We start from the raw sequence: 17,091 nt of genomic DNA, 5'->3' as shown, positions 1-17,091 counted from the left end.
TGGTTGCTCTGTTGATCAAATCCAGCCGAAACCGGTGAGAACCATGTCGATCAGCTTGATGAACGGGAACGGCAGCAGAATGCCGCCCAGCCCGTAGATCAGCAGGTTACGGCGCAGCAGCGAGGCGGCCCCAAGCGGGCGATACTTCACACCCTTGAGCGCAAGGGGGATCAGCGCCACGATGATGAGCGCGTTGAAGATGACCGCCGAGAGGATCGCCGATGACGGCGAGCTCAGGTGCATGACGTCTAGCACACGCAGTTGCGGATAGGTCGTCGCGAACGCTGCGGGGATGATCGCGAAGTACTTCGCAACGTCGTTGGCGATCGAGAACGTCGTCAGCGACCCGCGTGTCATCAGCATCTGCTTGCCGATCTCGACGATCTCGATGAGCTTGGTCGGATTCGAATCCAGGTCGACCATGTTGCCAGCTTCCTTGGCCGCCTGAGTGCCGGAGTTCATCGCGACCGCGACATCGGCCTGGGCGAGGGCGGGGGCATCGTTGGTGCCGTCGCCCGTCATCGCCACAAGGCGCCCTTCGCCCTGATGCGTCCGGATCATCGTGAGCTTCGCTTCCGGCGTCGCTTCGGCGAGGAAGTCGTCGACGCCGGCCTCCGCTGCGATCGCCGCAGCAGTCAGCCGGTTGTCGCCCGTGATCATGATGGTCTTGATGCCCATCTTGCGCAGTTCGGCGAAACGTTCCTTGATGCCGCCCTTGACGATGTCCTTCAGTTCGATCACGCCGAGCGCGCGCGCCACATCGCCTTGCTTGTCCGCCACCACGAGCGGCGTGCTGCCGCGCCGCGCGACATCCGTCACGATGTTGTCCAGTTCGGCCGGAAAACGCCCACCATGTGCTTCGACGTACTGCTTGACCGAGTCGGCGGCGCCCTTGCGGATCTCGCGGCCTGGCGCCCCGGAGGAAGTCCCCGTGGGGGACAGGTCGACGCCGCTCATGCGCGACTGTGCGCTGAATGCGAGAAACGTCGCGTGCAAGGCGCCCATTTCGCGTTCACGGAGGTTGAAGCGCTGTTTCGCTAGCACAACGATGCTGCGGCCTTCCGGCGTTTCGTCGGCAAGCGATGAAAGCTGCGCGGCGTCCGCAAGGTCCTGCTCAGAAGTCCACGGCCCGGGCAGGAAGCTGGATGCCTGACGATTGCCGAGCGTGATCGTGCCGGTCTTGTCGAGCAGTAGCACGTCGACGTCGCCAGCCGCTTCGACTGCGCGGCCGGATGTCGCGATCACGTTCGCCTGCATCATGCGGCTCATCCCAGCCACGCCGATCGCGGACAGCAGGCCGCCGATCGTCGTCGGAATCAGGCACACGAGCAGCGCCACAAGGGCGGTGATCGTCACGACGTGGCCAGTCTTGACCGCCTCGACGGCGAACATCGAGAACGGCAGCAACGTGGCGGTCGCGAACAGCAGCACCAGTGTCAACGCGACCAGCAGGATCGTCAGTGCGATTTCGTTCGGCGTTTTCTGCCGCTTCGCCCCTTCCACCATCGCGATCATCCTGTCGAGAAACGCCTCGCCGGGATTGACGCTGACGCGCACCACGATCCAGTCCGACAGCACGCGCGTGCCACCTGTGACGGACGAAAAGTCGCCGCCCGATTCGCGGATCACCGGCGCGGATTCACCCGTGATCGCCGACTCGTCGACCGACGCGACGCCCTCGATGACCTCGCCGTCGGCCGGAATCACGTCGCCCGTCTCGACCAGCACGACGTCTCCCTTGCGCAGATCGGTCGACGTGACGATGTGGATCGGCGCCTTCGGATGCGGCTCGTTGAGCTTCTTGGCCATCACGTTGTGCTTCGCGCTGCGCAGCGATGCGGCCTGCGCCTTCGAGCGCCCTTCGGCCAGCGCTTCGGCGAAGTTCGCGAACAGTACCGTGAACCACAGCCACAGCGCAATCGCGAGGATGAAGCCCGCGGGCGCCTCGGCCTGGCCGCCGAGCGCGGCGATCCACAGAATGGTCGTCAGGATGCTGCCGACGTACACGCAGAACATCACCGGGTTGCGCAATTGTGTGCGAGGGGCGAGTTTCCTGAATGAATCGACGAGCGCCGGCTTGATAATGACCGGATCGAACATCGAGCGCGCGGCCGTGCGCGCCTGACCAATATTGTCCGGTTGGTGAACAGGCGGTTGGGTACGGGTAGTCATGCTTTCCTCGAAATCAGTGACCCGAGATCATCGTCAGATGCTCGACGACGGGACCGAGCGCCAGCGCCGGCACATAGGTCAGCGCGCCGACCAGTACAACCGTACCAAGGAGCAGCACGACGAATAGCGGACCGTGCGTCGGTAAAGTGCCCGCGGTAACCGCGAGACGTTTCTTGGCGGCCAGTGAACCGGCAATGGCGAGAACGGGAATGATCGAGCCGAAGCGGCCGAACCACATGGCGATCGCCAGCGTCACGTTGTAGAACGGCGTATTGACGGACAGGCCCGCAAATGCACTGCCGTTGTTGTTCGCGGCCGAGCTGTACGCATAGAGAATCTCCGAGAATCCGTGCGGCCCCGGATTCGCGATGCCCGCCGTGCCCGCGGAACTCAGCACGCCGACCGACGCCCCCACCAGCACAAGCAATGGCGTGAGCAGCACAGCAATCGACACCATCTTCATCTCATACGATTCGATCTTCTTGCCGACATACTCAGGCGTACGGCCGATCATCAGGCCCGCGACGAACACGGCGAGCAGCGCAAACACGAGCATCCCGTACAGGCCCGAGCCGACGCCGCCGAAGATCACTTCACCAAGCTCGATCAGCAGCAGCGGAACCATGCCGCCTATCGGCGTCAGCGAATCGTGCATGTTGTTCACCGCGCCGCACGAGGCCGCGGTCGTCGCGACCGTGAAGATTCCCGACTGCGCGATGCCGAACCGCGTTTCCTTGCCTTCCATGTTGCCGCCCGCCTGCAACGTGGACGCTGTTTGATCCACATGCAGCGAAGCAAATAGCGGATTGCCTGCCTGTTCCGCGGAAATCTCCACCCAGCAGGCTGCCGCAAATGCAATCGTCATCGCGGCGAGCACGGCGTACCCCTGGCGCTGGTCGCCCACCATGCGGCCGAATACGAGGCACAACGCCGCCGGAATGACGAGCATCGCGATCATCTGCACGAAGTTCGCGAACGGCGTCGGGTTTTCGTACGGATGCGCGGAATTGGCGTTGAAGAAGCCACCGCCGTTTGTGCCGAGCATCTTGATGGCTTCCTGCGATGCAGTGGGCCCCATTGCTATGGTCTGCTTGTCGGCCTTGTTGTCGACCATCACGGGATTGCCTTTCGCATCCTTCAACGGATTGCCCTGGGCATCCATCTTCGGTGTCTGGTAGGTCGTGACCTGCAGCGTGGCGACGTCCTTGTACGCGTTGAAATTCTGGATTGCGCCCTGGCCGACTAACAGCAACGCGATGACCGTCGCGAGAGGAGCGAGGATGTACAGCGTGATCCGTGTCAGGTCAACCCAGAAGTTACCGATGGTTTTCGTGGTATGGCGCGCGAAGCCGCGGATGAGCGCCACGACGACGGCAATGCCTGTCGCCGCCGACAGGAAGTTCTGCACGGTGAGGGCTGCCATCTGGGAGAGATAGCTCGCGGTGGCCTCGGGAGAGTAGTCTTGCCAGTTCGTGTTGGTCACAAAGCTGACCGCCGTGTTGAATGCGGCGTCGGGTGTCATTGGACCGAAACTTTGCGGGTTGACGGGCAGCCACTGTTGCAAACGCATGAACCCGTACACTGCGAGCACGCCCAGCGCGTTGAAGACAATCACGGCAAGCGCGTAATGCGTCCACGACATTTCGGCTTGCGGATCGACACCAGCCAGCTTGTAAAACACAGCCTCGATCGGTCGCCCAACGCGCCGCACGACGACGGACGAACCATCGAGCACCGCAGTCATGTAACGGCCGAGCGGGATCGCCAGCGCGATCAGTACGACGATATAGAGAGCGAGCTGGAACAGGTTGTTGAAGCTCATTCGAGATCCTCCGCGCGCAGCAAGGCATACACGAGGTAGGCAAACAGCACGAGCGTCGAAGCTGCGGCAAGCCAGACCATCCAGGCAGTCATGGGCGGCCTCCGGGAGCACGGCGGAGCTTGTCGCAGCCAATCGCAAGCGCCGCAATCAGGCCACCGAATGCGGCGATAGCAATGAGATAAAGCAGATCCATGGCGTGCCTCCCGTAACGGACCTTCCCAAGATGAAGCCTAGGAAACATGGCGTAAACGCCGCGGAAAGTTCGAGCGTGCATTCGTAAAAAGCACGTAAATGCCGATCACGTGGAGACCGCGTAATGCGATATGCGTCATTCCACCGCCCCCGGAAAGATGACGCAAGAACGTGATTTTCCTTGCCGTAGGCGAAGTCGATGCGCAGAGCTACGAAGGGGCGGAGCATCTTGAGTGGTTCCGGCAAACGATATCGTCGCCGCTCGAATACTACGTGGCATCATTGCCCTTGGCCCGCGTCCGATCGGCGAGTTCGTGAAGTTCGCCGAAACCAGGGTGGACGAGTCGACAAACAGCAGGTGTTTTGTCAGCAGACTGATTCTCAGGCGGGTGAATTTCCTGACCGCGTGGCTGCACAATCAGACGCCGGTCGAGATGCAGATGCGTTTGCACCTGCCAAGGCAGACAGATGGTGCTCTTGCCGATGAATGTCGGATCAATGCCGGCTTATAGGATTGTGTGCGTCACGATTTTGTCAGTGAGCGTTGTCGAACGCGGTTCCGGCTAGCCTGTCATTCGCGGAATGGAAACGCGCGTCGAAGCTGCGCATCTGCAATGCAACCCGGCGCGCGTATCCACGGCCTCCGCCGCTGTAGCGGAACAATGCGGCGTCGAGGTCGCCGCCTGTCGCATCGAGGTAGCTACGCAAAATAGCGGATCCGATTCGCACGTTGATCTCCGGATCGGACAAGTCGCCGACATTCGCAGTCAACTGCGGATGCGCCGCCGGCAAGATCTGCATCAGTCCTCTTGCACCAACGCCGCTGATTGCATGTCGATCGAAACTCGATTCGACCGACATGACCGCGAGCAACAGAACGGGCGACACTGCATAGTGATTTGCCTCAGTCAGCACGGCCTGGGCGATCCTGATTGAATCTGCCCGAGCAACACGAAACTGCTCGCGTAACACTGTGACGATATCGCTCAACGCCGGTATAGCGGCTCCGTCGATCGCGTCGCCTTCGACGAATGATTCGGCGATCGTCGATTGTGCATGGGCGGTCTGCGTCGGATGGGCAAGCAAAAACACGATCGCAACCAGGACTGGCTTCAGGCCAGATGCCGGGAGCATTTTTGCTTTCTGCATTCCATTCGCTGTGGCATTCCCATGCATATCGTTTGCTTCCTGTCCGGGTGCATGGAACTCTAGCGGGTCCGGTATAGTGCTTTCCGCAAAGATATGCGGGCACGGCGTAAACCGTCTATAAAGACTTCGGACATGAGGCTCATATACAAATATTTTTTGCCTCGATCCCCCTTATTTACGCGACCGATATCTGTCGAGTGCCAGAATCCGGCAGTCAATCAACAAGTCACCACTATGTCTGGTCCAGATGTTCGTCAATACACTGTCGCAGAACAAGATAACGGGCACAACCAGAGACATCGTGCTGATATTGCCAGACGGCAAAGTCAGCGACGATCTCTGGCAGCATGGGCGGTCGCGGGTAGCTTTGTCGCCGCACTGGTCATTGCCGTGGGACTGCCAGCAACAGGCATTGCGGTTTATGTGGCGGCGACGCTTCCATTCGCCTTTTTTTCGTGAAGGGCGGCTGGCCTGAAGGCACGCGCGGCGACTGCAATGCAACTTTTGACGCACCCCTTGCCGGATAGCCCGATAGACTGTCATTCGGAAGAGCATGAAAAGCAGATGGCGCTTCAAACCAGCGATGCTGCTGAGAGGAAAAAGCAAGGTGGTTGCCGATGCGTTCGCATTCAATCAGATCCTGGCGGTATGCGGAAGGCAATCTGATTCCTGGACTGGGAAACGCTGCGATTGGGACCCTTGTGGAGCGCACAACCCGCTTTACCGTGTTGCTGCATCTTCCCGCATGAAGGAATACGGAATTGCGAGAATGAAGAATGGACCTGCATTGGCCGGACACGGTGCCGCTGAAATTGGAAATGAGATTGCCACTTCGACGAAAAACTGGCTGCCGCAGTTACGCAAATCTCTGACCTGGGACCAGGGGGCAGAGATGGCCAAACACTCAAAGCTGCAAGTCGACATGGCGCTTCGAATCTATTTTTGCGAGCCACTGAGCCCTTGATAACGCGGCACTAATGAGAACACGAAGGGATTGCTACACCACCGCCTGCGAATCTACATGGGGCATCTGCGCCGAAGCTCGAACGTGATCCGGCGCATCCTGAACATGTCGTCACCGAATCCGGAGTGGGCTATCTGCTGGTCGGCGTACGGTGATTTTCACAGGATTTTTATATCCCCGACGGCAATCGTTTCCCTGCCTTTACGGCGTTGTCCGTAGAGTTCAAGGCAGGCGTTCCCGCCAAAAGAGACTGTCATTTTCGGGAGGTGGTGTGGGATTCAAACAAGCGAAGGGAAACGCAACTATGGCGGCATGCGTATTTCCCGCTCGGGGCAAATTGTTCAAAGGCGCGCTGCGCGTGACGACGCACCACGACAATCAGATTCAGCGGGTGACAGGGTCCAGCTGCGGCCGGTCGATGCGTAGCTCCGCGCAGGCATTGAATCTGGCCAGGGTTGAAGCTCGCCGCATTCCAGGGCTTTGACATCCCATGCTCCCCTCAAGACCCGCCATGATGTTCAGAGGGATGTGCAAGGTTGTCGCCATCGCCTTCGTCACCAATAATGTTCTCACGACTATTTTTACGTATGTCGCGCAGCAACTCGATGCCGCGCTGCCTCCAGAAGTGAGCTGGCTTTTTAGTTGCGTGACATCCGGCCTGCTGACACTGTGGCTGCTGTCCGATGCGCGGCGCGCGTTCGGTTCCGCACGTGGAAAGGGTTTCGTGAAGATTGGCGGCGACAGGAAGCAGGTTCTGCAGATCGCCGAGAATTGCCCGAAGCGATGGCTGGTGATTTTGCATATCGAGCTGAATCCCGCTGCGATCCAGGCATCGTGAGCGCAGCCTTGCGCTGCCGTGGAATCTGGCTGCACGTCGCAAACCACCGTGGAGATCTTTACGCAACGTTAACGCCGCATTGGCTACGCTCAGAATATAGAATTCCCGGCTGGAGTTTTCGATGATACGAATGCTAATCCCTGTTCTCGACCACGGCGGCGCGATAGAAGCGGCGCGCTACGCGGCGTTCATGTTTCTGGAGCGCGGCATTACCGAAGTCGAATTGCTGGAAGTACTCAGGCCTGTCGATCAGGGGCGAGCGGCAGCATTCCACAACCGGAGCGCACTGCTGCGCCGGGAGAAGCGGGCCATGCTAAAGGCCTTGATCGACGTCCGCACCATTCTCGACGAAGCCGGCGTGCCGTACCACTGGAAACGGGTCTTCGGCTATCGCACGAAAGCGATTGCCGACTATGCGGCGACCAGGCAGGCCGACGTGATCGTGATCGACGCCAGTCATATGGGATTCTTCCGCAGGCTAGCCATGCTCGCGCTGCTGTCGCGGCGCACGTTGACCCCGGTGACGATGGTTCACTGAATCATCCAACGTTCATCGGCAGCAGTACCATCTGTTTGCCCTGCTGATGCAGGCGCGCCTGGATTTCCAGCGGCGTGTGATTGTGCAGCCACCTGGTCAGGATATTCACCTGTTTGAAAATCAGTTTGCTGGCGAAGCAGACGCTGTTCGGGAATTCCTTCATCGTGACTTCGGCCAGCTTGAGGAACTCTTCGACAGGGTCGGTGCCGAATGTCGGCGGCGATTCCGTGCCGGCGGCAGTGCGACGAATGTCCGCCCCCAGAAATTCCGGATGTGGCGAAGTCGAATCAATTTGGAAAGAGTCGCAATTCGCGCGCGCTGGGCCACAAGGAACCTCCGTCGACAATGCCAGGGACTACGCGTGATTCCCTCTTTACTACCTTTTTACTTGCCGCCGAGCTTAGGATCTCTAGAATAATCGGAACCTCCATCAGGGAACGAATGCCATGAATGGCCGATGTCGTCGACCAACAAATAATCTCACTGCCTGACCGGCAGGACGTCCGCGTGCCATTTCTCTCAGCCGCCGTCTTGCCAGCAGGCAGACGGTGTGCGTCGCAGTAACCTTCTCCGTGCACCTCTTTTTTAGCGCCATCGGGATGCAGGGTTCACCTGTGTCCTGATGGCATCGGCTCGCGAGCATCAGCTTGCGATGCGCGCGTGCGCCTGCTACGCGATCGATGCGGCCCTGCGCCTTAACTAGTGCGCGCGCTTCAAACTTTGGTAAAGAAATTGCCGATGAAAACGTTTGAACGTAGTCGCGCATCCAAAGCCGCGCCCTGCCTGAGTGCGCATGAGATGGCAGCGCTTGTCCTGTTAAGTCACGCGCCAATCGAGGTGAGGATGGAGACTCCGGACGTGGTGGCGCTTCAAAGGGCTGGACTTGCCGAGCTAGTTGAATCGGAAATCGGCGAATTCAGATTTGCGATTACGAGGGAAGGAGACGCCGTACTGAGGGCCTTAGGCGCGCTGAATGATCGAGCGGAATAAAGCCCCGCCGCTGTTGCATTGGTGTTCCTGTGCCCGCGCTGCTGGAAGAAACCAATACCACCGCTTTTTAGTTCATTTACAAGTTAGGTATCCATAGTGTCAATTTGAGTTGGCTTCAACTTTGCGTTATGCATTTTACGGAGAGGTCTGTCATGTTTGAAATTAACAAAAACTATACTCGCGAATACATCCACACTGTCTGCGGCGGAAGTAAACAAGCTTTTCTGCCGACCAAAAATGGCAAGGTCGTCGCTGCCTGCCTGCGGCCCGATCTCAACCCGCAAGCGCCTGACGTCATTATCTGCGACGGCAGTGCTGCAGCGCGTGCCGCCGGGAAGACGCTCGCAAGGCAGGACGGGGCTATCCCCGTTTTCATCAAGCTCGAGACGGACTTGTTTCGCTACGTTGGTCAGTTCGCTGTCAGCGAGTCACTGACCGCGCCTCTCGATTGTGCGCCATATGCTCACAAGAGCGGGTTCACGGTTGGTCAGGTTTCACGCGTAATCAAGATGAGTCACTGCTAGGTCGCGCAAACGTATCGGAGGCTGTCCATCGAGATGAAGCGTCGATCGCACTAATGCTATCTCGTACGCACCGGCGGCTTCCATTCGCGCGACTCAGAAGCCGAGCGTCGCAATCAGTGACTCGGCTTCGATGCAAAAGGCCGACCCCGGCGGAACAACATCCGTGCGCCATAGCAAGGTTCAGGGGACCCTGTGGGTTGCAAGTGAGCGTTGGACATTTTTTTCTGAAGCGGGCGTTCCCGGAAGGGCAATAACGCTGCTGCGCAAATGGCCACGTAGAGGCACCGATGACTTGCTTGCCGACACCATGGGTTGAATGATCGCTGTACCCTTGTTGCAGCGGCCCGGTGCGGGCCGCTTTAGGAGAAAGCCGCTTTTCGCATGCTACGATGGTCCGCGATGATTCCCAGCGAGATCTGGCAGGCAATGACGACCCTATATGACACGCTCGGCGTGCACGCGCACGCCACCGACGAAGAAATCAAGCGAGCCTACCGCAAGGCCGCGATGAAGTGGCATCCGGACCGCAATCACGGCGCTGAGGACGCCGCGCGCGCCGCGTTCCAGGAGATCAAGGACGCGTACGCGATCCTCTCCGACGCCGGGCAGCGCAAGGTGTACGACGCGGTCTACGCGGAGCAGATGCGCCATTGGGAAGCGCAGCGCGAGCGCCAGCAGCACGCGCAGGCGCAGCGCGCGGCGGCGGCACGCGCGGCCGACGAAGCGGCGTATGCGGAGATGGTGTCGGTCGCGATCCGTTTCGCCGACGAAGGCCACAATCGCGATGTGCTGTTCGGCGTGCTGCTCGGGCGGCAATGCGAGCCGCGGCGCGCCGCGCAGATCGCGGACAGCGTGGCGGCGCTGCAGGCGTCGCGGCGCGAAGCGGCGAAGTCTGGGGTGGCTGGCGATGCAAGCCGTTCTTCGGCCGATGCCGAAGCCGCCGATGCCGCCAAAGATACCGATATACAGCCCCAGGCCGATGCGGCCACAGTGAAGAATGCCGCCACTCGCGACGCGCCCGCCAATCGCGCGAAGCATGCCAATCACGCGAATCGCGCAGAGCAGGACGAACCCACCGCCGACGCGCATCCCGCCGGCGCGCTCGGCGGCTTGTGGTTTCAGTTTCTGAACAGCCTGCGTTTTTGACGGATCACGCGGGCTGGCCGCTGATCCGCGTCAGTTCGCACGCAAGCTCGTCGATATAGGGGTCGTTCATGCCGCAGTCCGCCAACGCGCTTTGCAGCTTGAACACGTACTCCGCGTTCGTGCCGAAGAGGCCGGTGGCGACGGCCATCGACGGCGCGATCGCGGCGGCGCGTGCGTCGCCTTCATATTGCGAGTCGCCGGGCTCGGCGACGAAGGCGATTGCGCGGACTTCGGTGCCGTCGTCGAGCGTGACCGGCGCCCAGGTCGGACGATAAGCGCCCGTCACCATTTCGCGAATCCAGAGAATCCGCAGTTCTTCTTCGAGCGTCGCGCCGCACAGGCGTAGCGCAACACCTTGCGTGCTGCCGCCCGGTTCGAGCGAGAGCATGCGTCCCGGCTGCTGCGGCGTGCCGCGCCCGGCGATCATCCGGATGCAGAAGCTGCGATGCCAGCCGTGCAGCGTCGCGATGCGGCGGCTGTCGAAGTCCGAAATCGGATTCCACATCAACGAGCCGTAGGCGAAGACCCAGACGTCGCCTCCTTCTTGTGGATGCTGCTGCATGGTCTGCGCGAGCGACGCATCGATCTGCGCCTGAGTCCACAGCATCTCTCTCGGCAGCGAATCAAAACTTTCGAGGTACGCGCCGGAACTGATGGCGTTTCTGTTCAGCATCTAGGGGTCCGTGATGGAGGGCGTCGCACGCCGACGTAAAAAACTGGTTGAAGTATGAACGCGAGAGGGGGTGGAATAAATCGGTCTGCGCGAAACAATGCGTCGCCTGATCTGCGCCAATCGGTGCGTGCCCGGCTGCGATTCGTTTGCGGCGAAGGGGGTCATGACACGGCGATTACCGCGTTTCAGGCCGCTCAGTCACGACACGCACGCTCCTTAGCCCCGGGCACCGGTGCGTTTAGCGTGCTTGCGGCCCTGGTTGCACGCACGCGTGCTTGCCGCCTCGCCTGTGACCGACAGCATAATGTAAGCACATTCGTCGCGCTGACACAGTTCGCGGCAAATGCGGTTTGCAGCGTTACGTGCCCGTGAATTGAAATCCACCTGGTGCAAATTCCCGTGGCGCAAGTAATTAAGACATCGTAGTGTCACGGGGGCGCAAGACTGGGTTGGCAGAATGGCACCCAGAAGCAAAAAAAAGAAAACACGGGTACGGGGTAAGCGTGACCACAAAATACAAAGTGCTGTTTCTTTGCCGCGACAATTCAGCGTGCGGCGTCATTGCCGAAGCTTTGCTGCGCGAACTGGCGGGACACCGGTTCGAAGCGTTCAGCGCGGGGCCTGAGCCGGCCGCGCGGGTTCATCCGCTCGCGGTCGCGCAATTGCGCTCGGGCATATCGACGCGCGACATATTGAGCCCGAAAAGCTGGCTGGAATTCACCGGCGAATGGGCGCCGCGAATGGACCTCGTCATCGCACTGGACGAATCCGTCGACGAACATCATGCGCCCGCGTTTCCGGGCGCGCCGTCGTTGCTCGCCTGGAGCGTCGCCGATCCGCTCGTGGACGGCGTGCCGGACGACGAGCGCGTGCGGCTGTTCGAAAAAATGTTCTGGCAGATCGTGCGACAGGTCAGCGCGCTTATCGCGTTGCCGCAATTCGACACGCCGCCGGGGCACGGCCGTTGTGCCCGTAACAAGGTTTCCACGGCCTTGCCCGCTGGCGATGCGCCCCGCGGCGACGGCGCCCTCGCGAACCATTCGGTCGAAGATTCATTGGGTACCGTAACGGTCAGCGCGACTAGCGCCTCACCGGAAGACCGGGCCACCACGTGCGACGCGTGACTGTCGCAAGCCGTTGCGTAGGCTGACAGGCGCCTGAATCATAGATCCGGCTCGTTCGATGTTTGCTTTTCGCGGCGTTCATCGCTGCGTCTGGCGACATCGGCCGGATCCCGCGGTCTGTCGAACTGATGCTTTTTCGCTGTGGATTCCGGCGTCATGTCCATTCGTAACCCGCATGACCGGCCCAGCTAGCCGACGCGTCATTGGGCTACTCCGGCCGGCTATACGGCGCGGCGGCGCGCACGAGCGCTGACTGAGAAGAAAGATATGTGCCGGCAGGGCGCACGCAGTGACGCCTCGCGTGCGCGCGTCGGCGGGCATGCGAAACATGCGATATCCGACAGGAAAATGCGGGGGCTGACCTGATGAGCCAACGGCTCAACAGCCTGATGGCTTAACGGTTGTGGGAACGCGCAAGCGGACTTCCCGCGAACGGGTCGTTTTTCCAGTCCACGTGTTTTTTCGGCTGCGGAGCAGGGGCCGGTTTGGCTGTCAATTCAAAGTGGTCGATTGATTGACCTGCGCTGATTGCCTGTTTCAGCCATTGGGGCATTTCACCCTGGCCGTCCCAACTGTCTCCCGTCGCGCTCCGGTAGCGTTCCACCTTTTGCGCGATCGGCTCGGACGCCAGCGCGGCAGCGAGGTCTTCTGGTTTGATGCCAAACTCTTCCATGCGATGGCGGAGATACGCAATCATGCTATCTCGCTTCCTTTCGTCCATAAGATATTCGTCCTTCTAAAACGTCCAGCGTTCTGTCAATTACAGATTGCAAGCTAAAGTTGCGGTGCGTCGATCCCGTTTGAAAGGGTCCGGCCCGCGGTGGGGTTGTCGATCGAAGGAAAATCCATGAGCCGCGTTAGAAAACGTTGCTCCATAAATCGCGCTACAGCTTATGCCCAATCCGGCAGCCTATCGGCTGGCCCTGGCGGCCAGTGAATACGCCAGCGATTCGCCGCACGGCGGACAAGACTGGATAAGCCTCGCGGCCGCAACGGAAAGAACTGAGGTGACAATGCACTGATTGCGAATGGCTGGTTTCACGTCCACGCTCCGTCTCTCGCCGGTGCTACGCGCGCGCCGCTTTTTTACGTTATGGCAACATCATAACGCACTGCGCGGACAACGCACGCGCCGCTTCAACTGATTTTCTTCGCGAATGCGGTTTATCGAACGGAATAGCTCCCGTCGCCACCCGTGGACCCCGGGATTGAATTCCCGGGCGGGCGAGCTATAAAGAAATTGCGGAAAACACACATTCGCGCTGCCAGCTTGCGGAGACTGATTTCACCTACCGTGGAGAACGCGTCCGACATCGGCTGCAAGTGTGGCAATTATTTACTCGTTTAGTTCGATGATCCGTCGCGGCAGTTGTGCATCGGCATCGACTTGTTCCTCGGCCCGATTGGGCCAGCTGGCTTTTCGCGGATCAATTCTTTAGGAGGACGAGAACTGCTGCGCCGGATTCGAGGAGTCTGGACATGAAATTACGTTTATTGATGGTAATCGCGAGCGCGTTGCTGTTTCTCGTGCCGAGAACTGCGAGCGCGATGGGACTCGAGGGCCAGCCGGGCGCCGACATGTCGGGCCACGCGCTGATGCAACAGAACGCAAACGAGTCGGCGCAGGCCACGACGGATATGTCGTACGGCGAAGCCGCTCAGGGGATGGACACTCGCACACAGGCGGTGCAGAACGTGTCATACGGCGGCGCGGCCGCGGGGCAATCGGAATCGGGGGGCGTACAGCAGGGCAAGCCGTGCTCTTCCGGACCTCAGTGCAGGATCTATTTCGGTCAATGACGGATCCGCGAGTGGGAGCGGCGCTCGACAAAAAAGCGCCGCGACCCGCCCAGTGTTCATGCAATGGCGACGGTCGGCATCGAGTGACTGTTGCGCTCGCCGAGACGGTCCACCATTTCGTGGACATGCTGTCCCTCCATTTCGGCACGCTCCGTATAGCTGCGGAATTCGTCCAGCAACGCGCGCCACGACGCGTACCAGCGCGTTTCCCTGATGCACACACCCGAAGGATTGGCAATACGCAGCACTCCGTTGTCCGGGTAGAAGGTCAGGATGACCGGCATGCCGTCGATAACGCAAGTAGCAGTGCAGGGGCGGGTGGTAAGCATGTGCGATGTCCTCTGATGAACGGATGAATGTGTGTTGAATTTCGTTGAAGGCCGACGGCGGACTCAGCAAGCGCTGTGCCTGCGGTTGATGCTTTGCTTCCCGTCATATCGATGGCGAAACCGCTCGCGACCGAAGCAGCGCTCGATTTTTTCCGGATTGCAATCACGAGCGGATCATCACGATCGGCTTTTTTAATGGCGATCCGTGACGGGGAAATGAACAGCCGCATCGGGCGCTGCGTCTATGTGGCGGTTTCGGCATGCTATGTGCTGCGGCCCAGTTAGTTAATGCAAATCCGCACTACTGGAGGCCGGCATGCAAGAACCCGAAAACCGCGCATACGCAGACAGCCTTGGCGCTGGTCTCGACCCATCCGATGCCGCTTCCGCCAGGAGCCACCTCAAGAGCCACCCCATCACGCGAGCGTTCGACGCATTCGCAAGTTCGGTGACGCGGCTCGCGGGTTCGCCGGTGGCTTTCGGCGTCGCGGCGATTACCGTGCTCGTCTGGGCTCTCACCGGGCCCCTGTTTCACTTTTCCGATGGCTGGCAACTGGTCATCAACACGGGCACGACCATCATCACGTTTCTTATGGTCTTTCTGATCCAGCAAAGCCAGAACAAGGACAGCGCCGCCGTGCATCTCAAGCTGAACGAGTTGCTCGCTTCGCATCGTGCCGCGAACAATCAGCTGATCGGCATCGAGGACGCCTCCGAAGAGGACCTTCGACGCCTCGCCGCCGCCTATTTGCGGCTTGCCAGCAAGGCTGCGGACTGTGCGGAAAGTGTCGACGTGGACGCTTGCATCGAACAGCCATCGAGGTCGCATCAATGAGCAACGGCGTTCGAGCGAAGCATTGGGACGAGTCCTTCATTTTCTCGATTTCGACAGCCGGTGTCCCAGGCCGAGATTGGTCGCAAGCTGCCACGTGTACACGCGCGAATAGCTCACGCCGAAGCGTATTTTTATCAATTCGCGAAGCCGGGCATTGGTCCATGGATGGGTCGGGAAGCCGTGTTCGCACGCCGAGCCGTTCAGTGCGGCGGCGATCCACTCCAGCGCCGCGCCGTCGAGCGATGAAGTGCGGCCGCCGACGCTGACCTTCTGCAGCGCGTCGAGGCCGCCTTCGGCGATGATGGAGCGGTATTTCCTGACCGTTTCGGTGGATAGGTGCAGGGCTTCGGCCACCGCGGAGACCGATGCGCCTTCCATCAGCATCCGGCCCGCGTTCATCCGGCGTACGACGCTTGGCAGATCTTCTGTTCGGGCGGGCATGTTGAACCTTCCTGGCAAGGCCGGGCACGAAAACCATGGAATGCATGCGCATGTCCCACACGCCTCGTCGACGTCGCACGGCTACCGCAAGCGCGTTCGCCGAGTGCCGCAAAGGCACGGCGAAACATCGCGGATGTCGAGGGCCGTCACCGGGACGGCTTGAAGCGTCGTGCGCTGCTGGAATGACGCGAAACCCGATGCTGATTCAAATCCGCATACAAAACTACTAATAATCGTTTTTGCTGCTACTGGACGTTTTTGTGATAAAAACAATTGCCACACGGATTTGATTCAATAAGTCTATGATGCGTTCCGGAATTGTCCGGCGACAACTTGACATCAACGAAGGTTTAATAAAATCTTATCCTTCGAATTTGCAGCGTGTCGCTCCTTGCTATTCCTATATACGTTTGCTAGCATCCCGTAACAGTTTGCAATAGTCATAACTTTGCCAATTTAAGGTCCGCACAAAGTCGGACGTGCGGGCAGCCAACGTCTCTGCGAGGAACGCGTTATGGCTAGCCTCTTACCCGCCCGCTGACGCTCGAACGAGCGCGGCGCGCAAAGCAGCGTGGTCTTTGCGCCTCATTATCTAAAAGGCTCGCCTTCAGCCGTATTCGGCTGTGTGGACATTGCTTTTCGCGATTTTTGCATAATGAGTATTATGCGAGGACTGCCTTTGTCTTTTAAAGGACGGAGGTCAGTATGGAAAAAGAAATTATCTCAGATCGCGCACTTTCGATGGCGGCTGTTTGGCGGTTTTTGCCGAAAACGGATTCGCAAGATGTGAAGTCGATTACGCGAGCGGCGGCAATACACCGCTCGATCTTGCCTTTGCACTTAACGTTCAGTCCAACGTCCCGAGCGGGCCCACTGATTCCATTGCTCAATTTGATTCGGTCGGCCCGAGCGGCGTGCCGCAACTTTTCCGGCTGAACTTTCCGTCGTCATGAGCCCGAACCCGCTCTCCGGCTCTGCGCGCTACCACGTGTTCATCGTGCCTCATATTCCGCCGCCCACCAGGCAGCAGATTTTCGCCACCCGCAACACAACGCTCGGCGAATCGAGATCATGAACTGCGCATGACGACAGATCATGCGCCAGTCATTCAGTGGAGAAAACGGATGGATGCAAATCTCATAGCCCGATTGATCGACACGCTGCTTTTCACGGCGAAGAACCGCGGCGTACTCCCGTATTCGCGCTTTCACGCGCTGTTCCCCAGCACGATGTCGCTTGCAGCCCGACACGCGGTGCTCGACGAAGCGTTGCGGCGCATCTGCGACGAGCATGAGGTCGACTATGGCGTCCTGTTCGCGCGCGACAACGGGCTTCCCGGCCCCGATTTCTTCAAGCGATACCGGGTGAACCGGCGCATCGAATACGCCGCGCTGGTCGGCGATCCGCGATACCACAATGCGACGCTCAAGCAGCAGCGCCTGATTGCGGCGGCGGAGCGCGCGCGCGTGTACGAGCACGCGGCGCGGCACGTCGAGGCCGGGATCACGCTCGCGATGCACGCATAGCATGCCGCCACGGCTGATGATTTGAGCT

19 protein-coding genes and 3 pseudogenes are annotated in these 17,091 nt (G+C 59.8%); 12 read left to right on the top strand and 10 right to left on the bottom strand.

Features of this window, described 5'->3' with window-relative positions; genetic code table 11:
• Nucleotides 1-15 precede the first annotated feature (15 nt).
• From kdpB to P0D89_RS19115, 4 genes are read right to left on the bottom strand one after another with little or no spacing between them, the layout of a single operon-like run.
• The gene (kdpB, locus tag P0D89_RS19130; protein WP_408376983.1) at nucleotides 16-2,172 is read right to left on the bottom strand and encodes a potassium-transporting ATPase subunit KdpB; all 2,157 of its coding nucleotides are present in this window, start codon (nucleotides 2,170-2,172) and stop codon (nucleotides 16-18) included.
• A gap of 13 nt (nucleotides 2,173-2,185) precedes the next feature.
• A complete protein-coding gene (gene kdpA, locus P0D89_RS19125; RefSeq protein WP_408362566.1) occupies nucleotides 2,186-3,994 on the bottom strand; it encodes a potassium-transporting ATPase subunit KdpA in 1,809 nt (602 codons plus the stop codon).
• A complete protein-coding gene (gene kdpF, locus P0D89_RS19120; RefSeq protein ID WP_007733375.1) occupies nucleotides 3,991-4,086 on the bottom strand; it encodes a K(+)-transporting ATPase subunit F in 96 nt (31 codons plus the stop codon). The genes kdpA and kdpF overlap by 4 nt, the downstream gene beginning before the upstream one ends.
• Nucleotides 4,083-4,187: a potassium ABC transporter ATPase gene (locus P0D89_RS19115; protein WP_408362565.1), complete on the bottom strand. Its 105-nt coding sequence runs from the start codon at nucleotides 4,185-4,187 to the stop codon at nucleotides 4,083-4,085. Before P0D89_RS19115 ends, kdpF begins: the two co-directional genes overlap by 4 nt.
• Nucleotides 4,188-4,351: 164 nt before the next feature.
• Here P0D89_RS19115 and P0D89_RS19110 point away from each other — a divergent pair.
• Nucleotides 4,352-4,681 (top strand): annotated as a pseudogene (locus P0D89_RS19110) (amino acid transporter); the annotation flags it as partial.
• A 39-nt stretch (nucleotides 4,682-4,720) separates the two neighbouring features.
• On the opposite strand, the gene P0D89_RS19105 reads toward P0D89_RS19110, so the two are convergent.
• Nucleotides 4,721-5,320: a lytic transglycosylase domain-containing protein gene (locus tag P0D89_RS19105; RefSeq protein ID WP_408362564.1), complete on the bottom strand. Its 600-nt coding sequence runs from the start codon at nucleotides 5,318-5,320 to the stop codon at nucleotides 4,721-4,723.
• 568 nt (nucleotides 5,321-5,888) lie between these two features.
• On the opposite strand from P0D89_RS19105, the gene P0D89_RS19100 reads away from it, so the two are divergent.
• The 4 genes and pseudogenes from P0D89_RS19100 to P0D89_RS19085 all read left to right on the top strand — a co-directional run bounded on the left by P0D89_RS19100 (nucleotide 5,889) and on the right by P0D89_RS19085 (nucleotide 7,675).
• Nucleotides 5,889-6,299, top strand: coding sequence for a hypothetical protein (locus P0D89_RS19100; RefSeq protein WP_408362584.1), 411 nt, complete (start codon nucleotides 5,889-5,891; stop codon nucleotides 6,297-6,299).
• A gap of 36 nt (nucleotides 6,300-6,335) precedes the next feature.
• Nucleotides 6,336-6,454 (top strand): annotated as a pseudogene (locus tag P0D89_RS19095) (winged helix-turn-helix domain-containing protein); the annotation flags it as partial.
• 356 nt (nucleotides 6,455-6,810) lie between these two features.
• Entirely contained in the window at nucleotides 6,811-7,137 is a 327-nt protein-coding gene (locus P0D89_RS19090; RefSeq protein ID WP_408362563.1) for a hypothetical protein, read from the top strand.
• Between the two features lie 121 nt (nucleotides 7,138-7,258).
• Nucleotides 7,259-7,675, top strand: a complete 417-nt coding sequence (locus P0D89_RS19085) for a universal stress protein (RefSeq protein ID WP_408362562.1) — start codon at nucleotides 7,259-7,261, stop codon at nucleotides 7,673-7,675.
• Between the two features lies 1 nt (nucleotide 7,676).
• On the opposite strand, the pseudogene P0D89_RS19080 reads toward P0D89_RS19085, so the two are convergent.
• Nucleotides 7,677-7,920: pseudogene (locus P0D89_RS19080) on the bottom strand (amino acid transporter); the annotation flags it as partial.
• Between the two features lie 897 nt (nucleotides 7,921-8,817).
• Between P0D89_RS19080 and P0D89_RS19075 the strand changes: the two are divergent.
• Nucleotides 8,818-9,189: a DUF6697 family protein gene (locus P0D89_RS19075; RefSeq protein ID WP_408362561.1), complete on the top strand. Its 372-nt coding sequence runs from the start codon at nucleotides 8,818-8,820 to the stop codon at nucleotides 9,187-9,189.
• Between the two features lie 426 nt (nucleotides 9,190-9,615).
• Nucleotides 9,616-10,335 (top strand): J domain-containing protein, encoded by a 720-nt coding sequence (locus P0D89_RS19070; protein ID WP_408362582.1) that lies wholly within the window; start codon nucleotides 9,616-9,618, stop codon nucleotides 10,333-10,335.
• A 4-nt stretch (nucleotides 10,336-10,339) separates the two neighbouring features.
• On the opposite strand, the gene P0D89_RS19065 is transcribed toward P0D89_RS19070, so the two are convergent.
• Nucleotides 10,340-11,008, bottom strand: a complete 669-nt coding sequence (locus tag P0D89_RS19065) for a gamma-glutamylcyclotransferase (RefSeq protein WP_408376982.1) — start codon at nucleotides 11,006-11,008, stop codon at nucleotides 10,340-10,342.
• Nucleotides 11,009-11,511: 503 nt separating this feature from the next.
• Here P0D89_RS19065 and P0D89_RS19060 point away from each other — a divergent pair.
• Nucleotides 11,512-12,132: an arsenate-mycothiol transferase ArsC gene (locus P0D89_RS19060; protein ID WP_408376981.1), complete on the top strand. Its 621-nt coding sequence runs from the start codon at nucleotides 11,512-11,514 to the stop codon at nucleotides 12,130-12,132.
• A 394-nt stretch (nucleotides 12,133-12,526) separates the two neighbouring features.
• Here the strand turns inward: P0D89_RS19060 and P0D89_RS19055 are convergent, their stop codons facing one another.
• Nucleotides 12,527-12,853 carry an H-NS family nucleoid-associated regulatory protein gene (locus tag P0D89_RS19055; RefSeq protein WP_408362558.1) on the bottom strand — a complete coding sequence of 109 codons (327 nt, stop codon included), beginning with the start codon at nucleotides 12,851-12,853 and terminating at the stop codon, nucleotides 12,527-12,529.
• Between the two features lie 758 nt (nucleotides 12,854-13,611).
• Between P0D89_RS19055 and P0D89_RS19050 the strand changes: the two genes are divergently transcribed.
• Nucleotides 13,612-13,932: a hypothetical protein gene (locus P0D89_RS19050; RefSeq protein ID WP_408362557.1), complete on the top strand. Its 321-nt coding sequence runs from the start codon at nucleotides 13,612-13,614 to the stop codon at nucleotides 13,930-13,932.
• Nucleotides 13,933-13,988: 56 nt separating this feature from the next.
• On the opposite strand, the gene P0D89_RS19045 is transcribed toward P0D89_RS19050, so the two are convergent.
• The gene (locus P0D89_RS19045; protein ID WP_408362556.1) at nucleotides 13,989-14,261 is read right to left on the bottom strand and encodes a hypothetical protein; all 273 of its coding nucleotides are present in this window, start codon (nucleotides 14,259-14,261) and stop codon (nucleotides 13,989-13,991) included.
• Nucleotides 14,262-14,577: 316 nt separating this feature from the next.
• On the opposite strand from P0D89_RS19045, the gene P0D89_RS19040 reads away from it, so the two are divergent.
• The gene (locus P0D89_RS19040) at nucleotides 14,578-15,096 is read left to right on the top strand and encodes a low affinity iron permease family protein (protein WP_408362555.1); all 519 of its coding nucleotides are present in this window, start codon (nucleotides 14,578-14,580) and stop codon (nucleotides 15,094-15,096) included.
• Between the two features lie 36 nt (nucleotides 15,097-15,132).
• Here P0D89_RS19040 and P0D89_RS19035 read toward each other — a convergent pair whose 3' ends face one another.
• Complete coding sequence (locus tag P0D89_RS19035) at nucleotides 15,133-15,537, bottom strand: helix-turn-helix domain-containing protein (protein ID WP_408362554.1); 405 nt, start codon at nucleotides 15,535-15,537, stop codon at nucleotides 15,133-15,135.
• Nucleotides 15,538-16,289: 752 nt separating this feature from the next.
• On the opposite strand from P0D89_RS19035, the gene P0D89_RS19030 reads away from it, so the two are divergent.
• Both P0D89_RS19030 and P0D89_RS19025 read left to right on the top strand, forming a co-directional pair.
• On the top strand, nucleotides 16,290-16,490 hold the full coding sequence (locus P0D89_RS19030; protein ID WP_408362553.1) for a hypothetical protein: 201 nt from the start codon (nucleotides 16,290-16,292) through the stop codon (nucleotides 16,488-16,490).
• Nucleotides 16,491-16,661: 171 nt separating this feature from the next.
• Entirely contained in the window at nucleotides 16,662-17,063 is a 402-nt protein-coding gene (locus P0D89_RS19025) for a hypothetical protein (protein WP_408362552.1), read from the top strand.
• Nucleotides 17,064-17,091 lie beyond the last annotated feature (28 nt).

The organism is Paraburkholderia sp. RL18-085-BIA-A (assembly GCF_046027075.1).
Taxonomy (GTDB): Bacteria; Pseudomonadota; Gammaproteobacteria; order Burkholderiales; family Burkholderiaceae; genus Paraburkholderia.
Note: the sequence above shows the minus strand (reverse complement) of the source record. Positions and strands in the feature narration are given on the sequence as shown.

Excerpts from the sequence above, each read along its gene's own strand:
- kdpB (WP_408376983.1), bottom strand. The coding sequence starts at position 2,172 with ATGACTACCCGTACCCAACCGCCTGTTCACCAACCGGACAATATTGGT.
- kdpA (WP_408362566.1), bottom strand. The coding sequence starts at position 3,994 with ATGAGCTTCAACAACCTGTTCCAGCTCGCTCTCTATATCGTCGTACTG.
- kdpF (WP_007733375.1), bottom strand. The coding sequence starts at position 4,086 with ATGACTGCCTGGATGGTCTGGCTTGCCGCAGCTTCGACGCTCGTGCTG.
- P0D89_RS19115 (WP_408362565.1), bottom strand. The coding sequence starts at position 4,187 with ATGGATCTGCTTTATCTCATTGCTATCGCCGCATTCGGTGGCCTGATT.
- P0D89_RS19105 (WP_408362564.1), bottom strand. The coding sequence starts at position 5,320 with ATGCTCCCGGCATCTGGCCTGAAGCCAGTCCTGGTTGCGATCGTGTTT.
- P0D89_RS19100 (WP_408362584.1), top strand. The coding sequence starts at position 5,889 with ATGAAAAGCAGATGGCGCTTCAAACCAGCGATGCTGCTGAGAGGAAAA.
- P0D89_RS19090 (WP_408362563.1), top strand. The coding sequence starts at position 6,811 with ATGATGTTCAGAGGGATGTGCAAGGTTGTCGCCATCGCCTTCGTCACC.
- P0D89_RS19085 (WP_408362562.1), top strand. The coding sequence starts at position 7,259 with ATGATACGAATGCTAATCCCTGTTCTCGACCACGGCGGCGCGATAGAA.
- P0D89_RS19075 (WP_408362561.1), top strand. The coding sequence starts at position 8,818 with ATGTTTGAAATTAACAAAAACTATACTCGCGAATACATCCACACTGTC.
- P0D89_RS19070 (WP_408362582.1), top strand. The coding sequence starts at position 9,616 with ATGACGACCCTATATGACACGCTCGGCGTGCACGCGCACGCCACCGAC.
- P0D89_RS19065 (WP_408376982.1), bottom strand. The coding sequence starts at position 11,008 with ATGCTGAACAGAAACGCCATCAGTTCCGGCGCGTACCTCGAAAGTTTT.
- P0D89_RS19055 (WP_408362558.1), bottom strand. The coding sequence starts at position 12,853 with ATGGACGAAAGGAAGCGAGATAGCATGATTGCGTATCTCCGCCATCGC.
- P0D89_RS19050 (WP_408362557.1), top strand. The coding sequence starts at position 13,612 with ATGAAATTACGTTTATTGATGGTAATCGCGAGCGCGTTGCTGTTTCTC.
- P0D89_RS19045 (WP_408362556.1), bottom strand. The coding sequence starts at position 14,261 with ATGCTTACCACCCGCCCCTGCACTGCTACTTGCGTTATCGACGGCATG.
- P0D89_RS19040 (WP_408362555.1), top strand. The coding sequence starts at position 14,578 with ATGCAAGAACCCGAAAACCGCGCATACGCAGACAGCCTTGGCGCTGGT.
- P0D89_RS19035 (WP_408362554.1), bottom strand. The coding sequence starts at position 15,537 with ATGCCCGCCCGAACAGAAGATCTGCCAAGCGTCGTACGCCGGATGAAC.
- P0D89_RS19025 (WP_408362552.1), top strand. The coding sequence starts at position 16,662 with ATGGATGCAAATCTCATAGCCCGATTGATCGACACGCTGCTTTTCACG.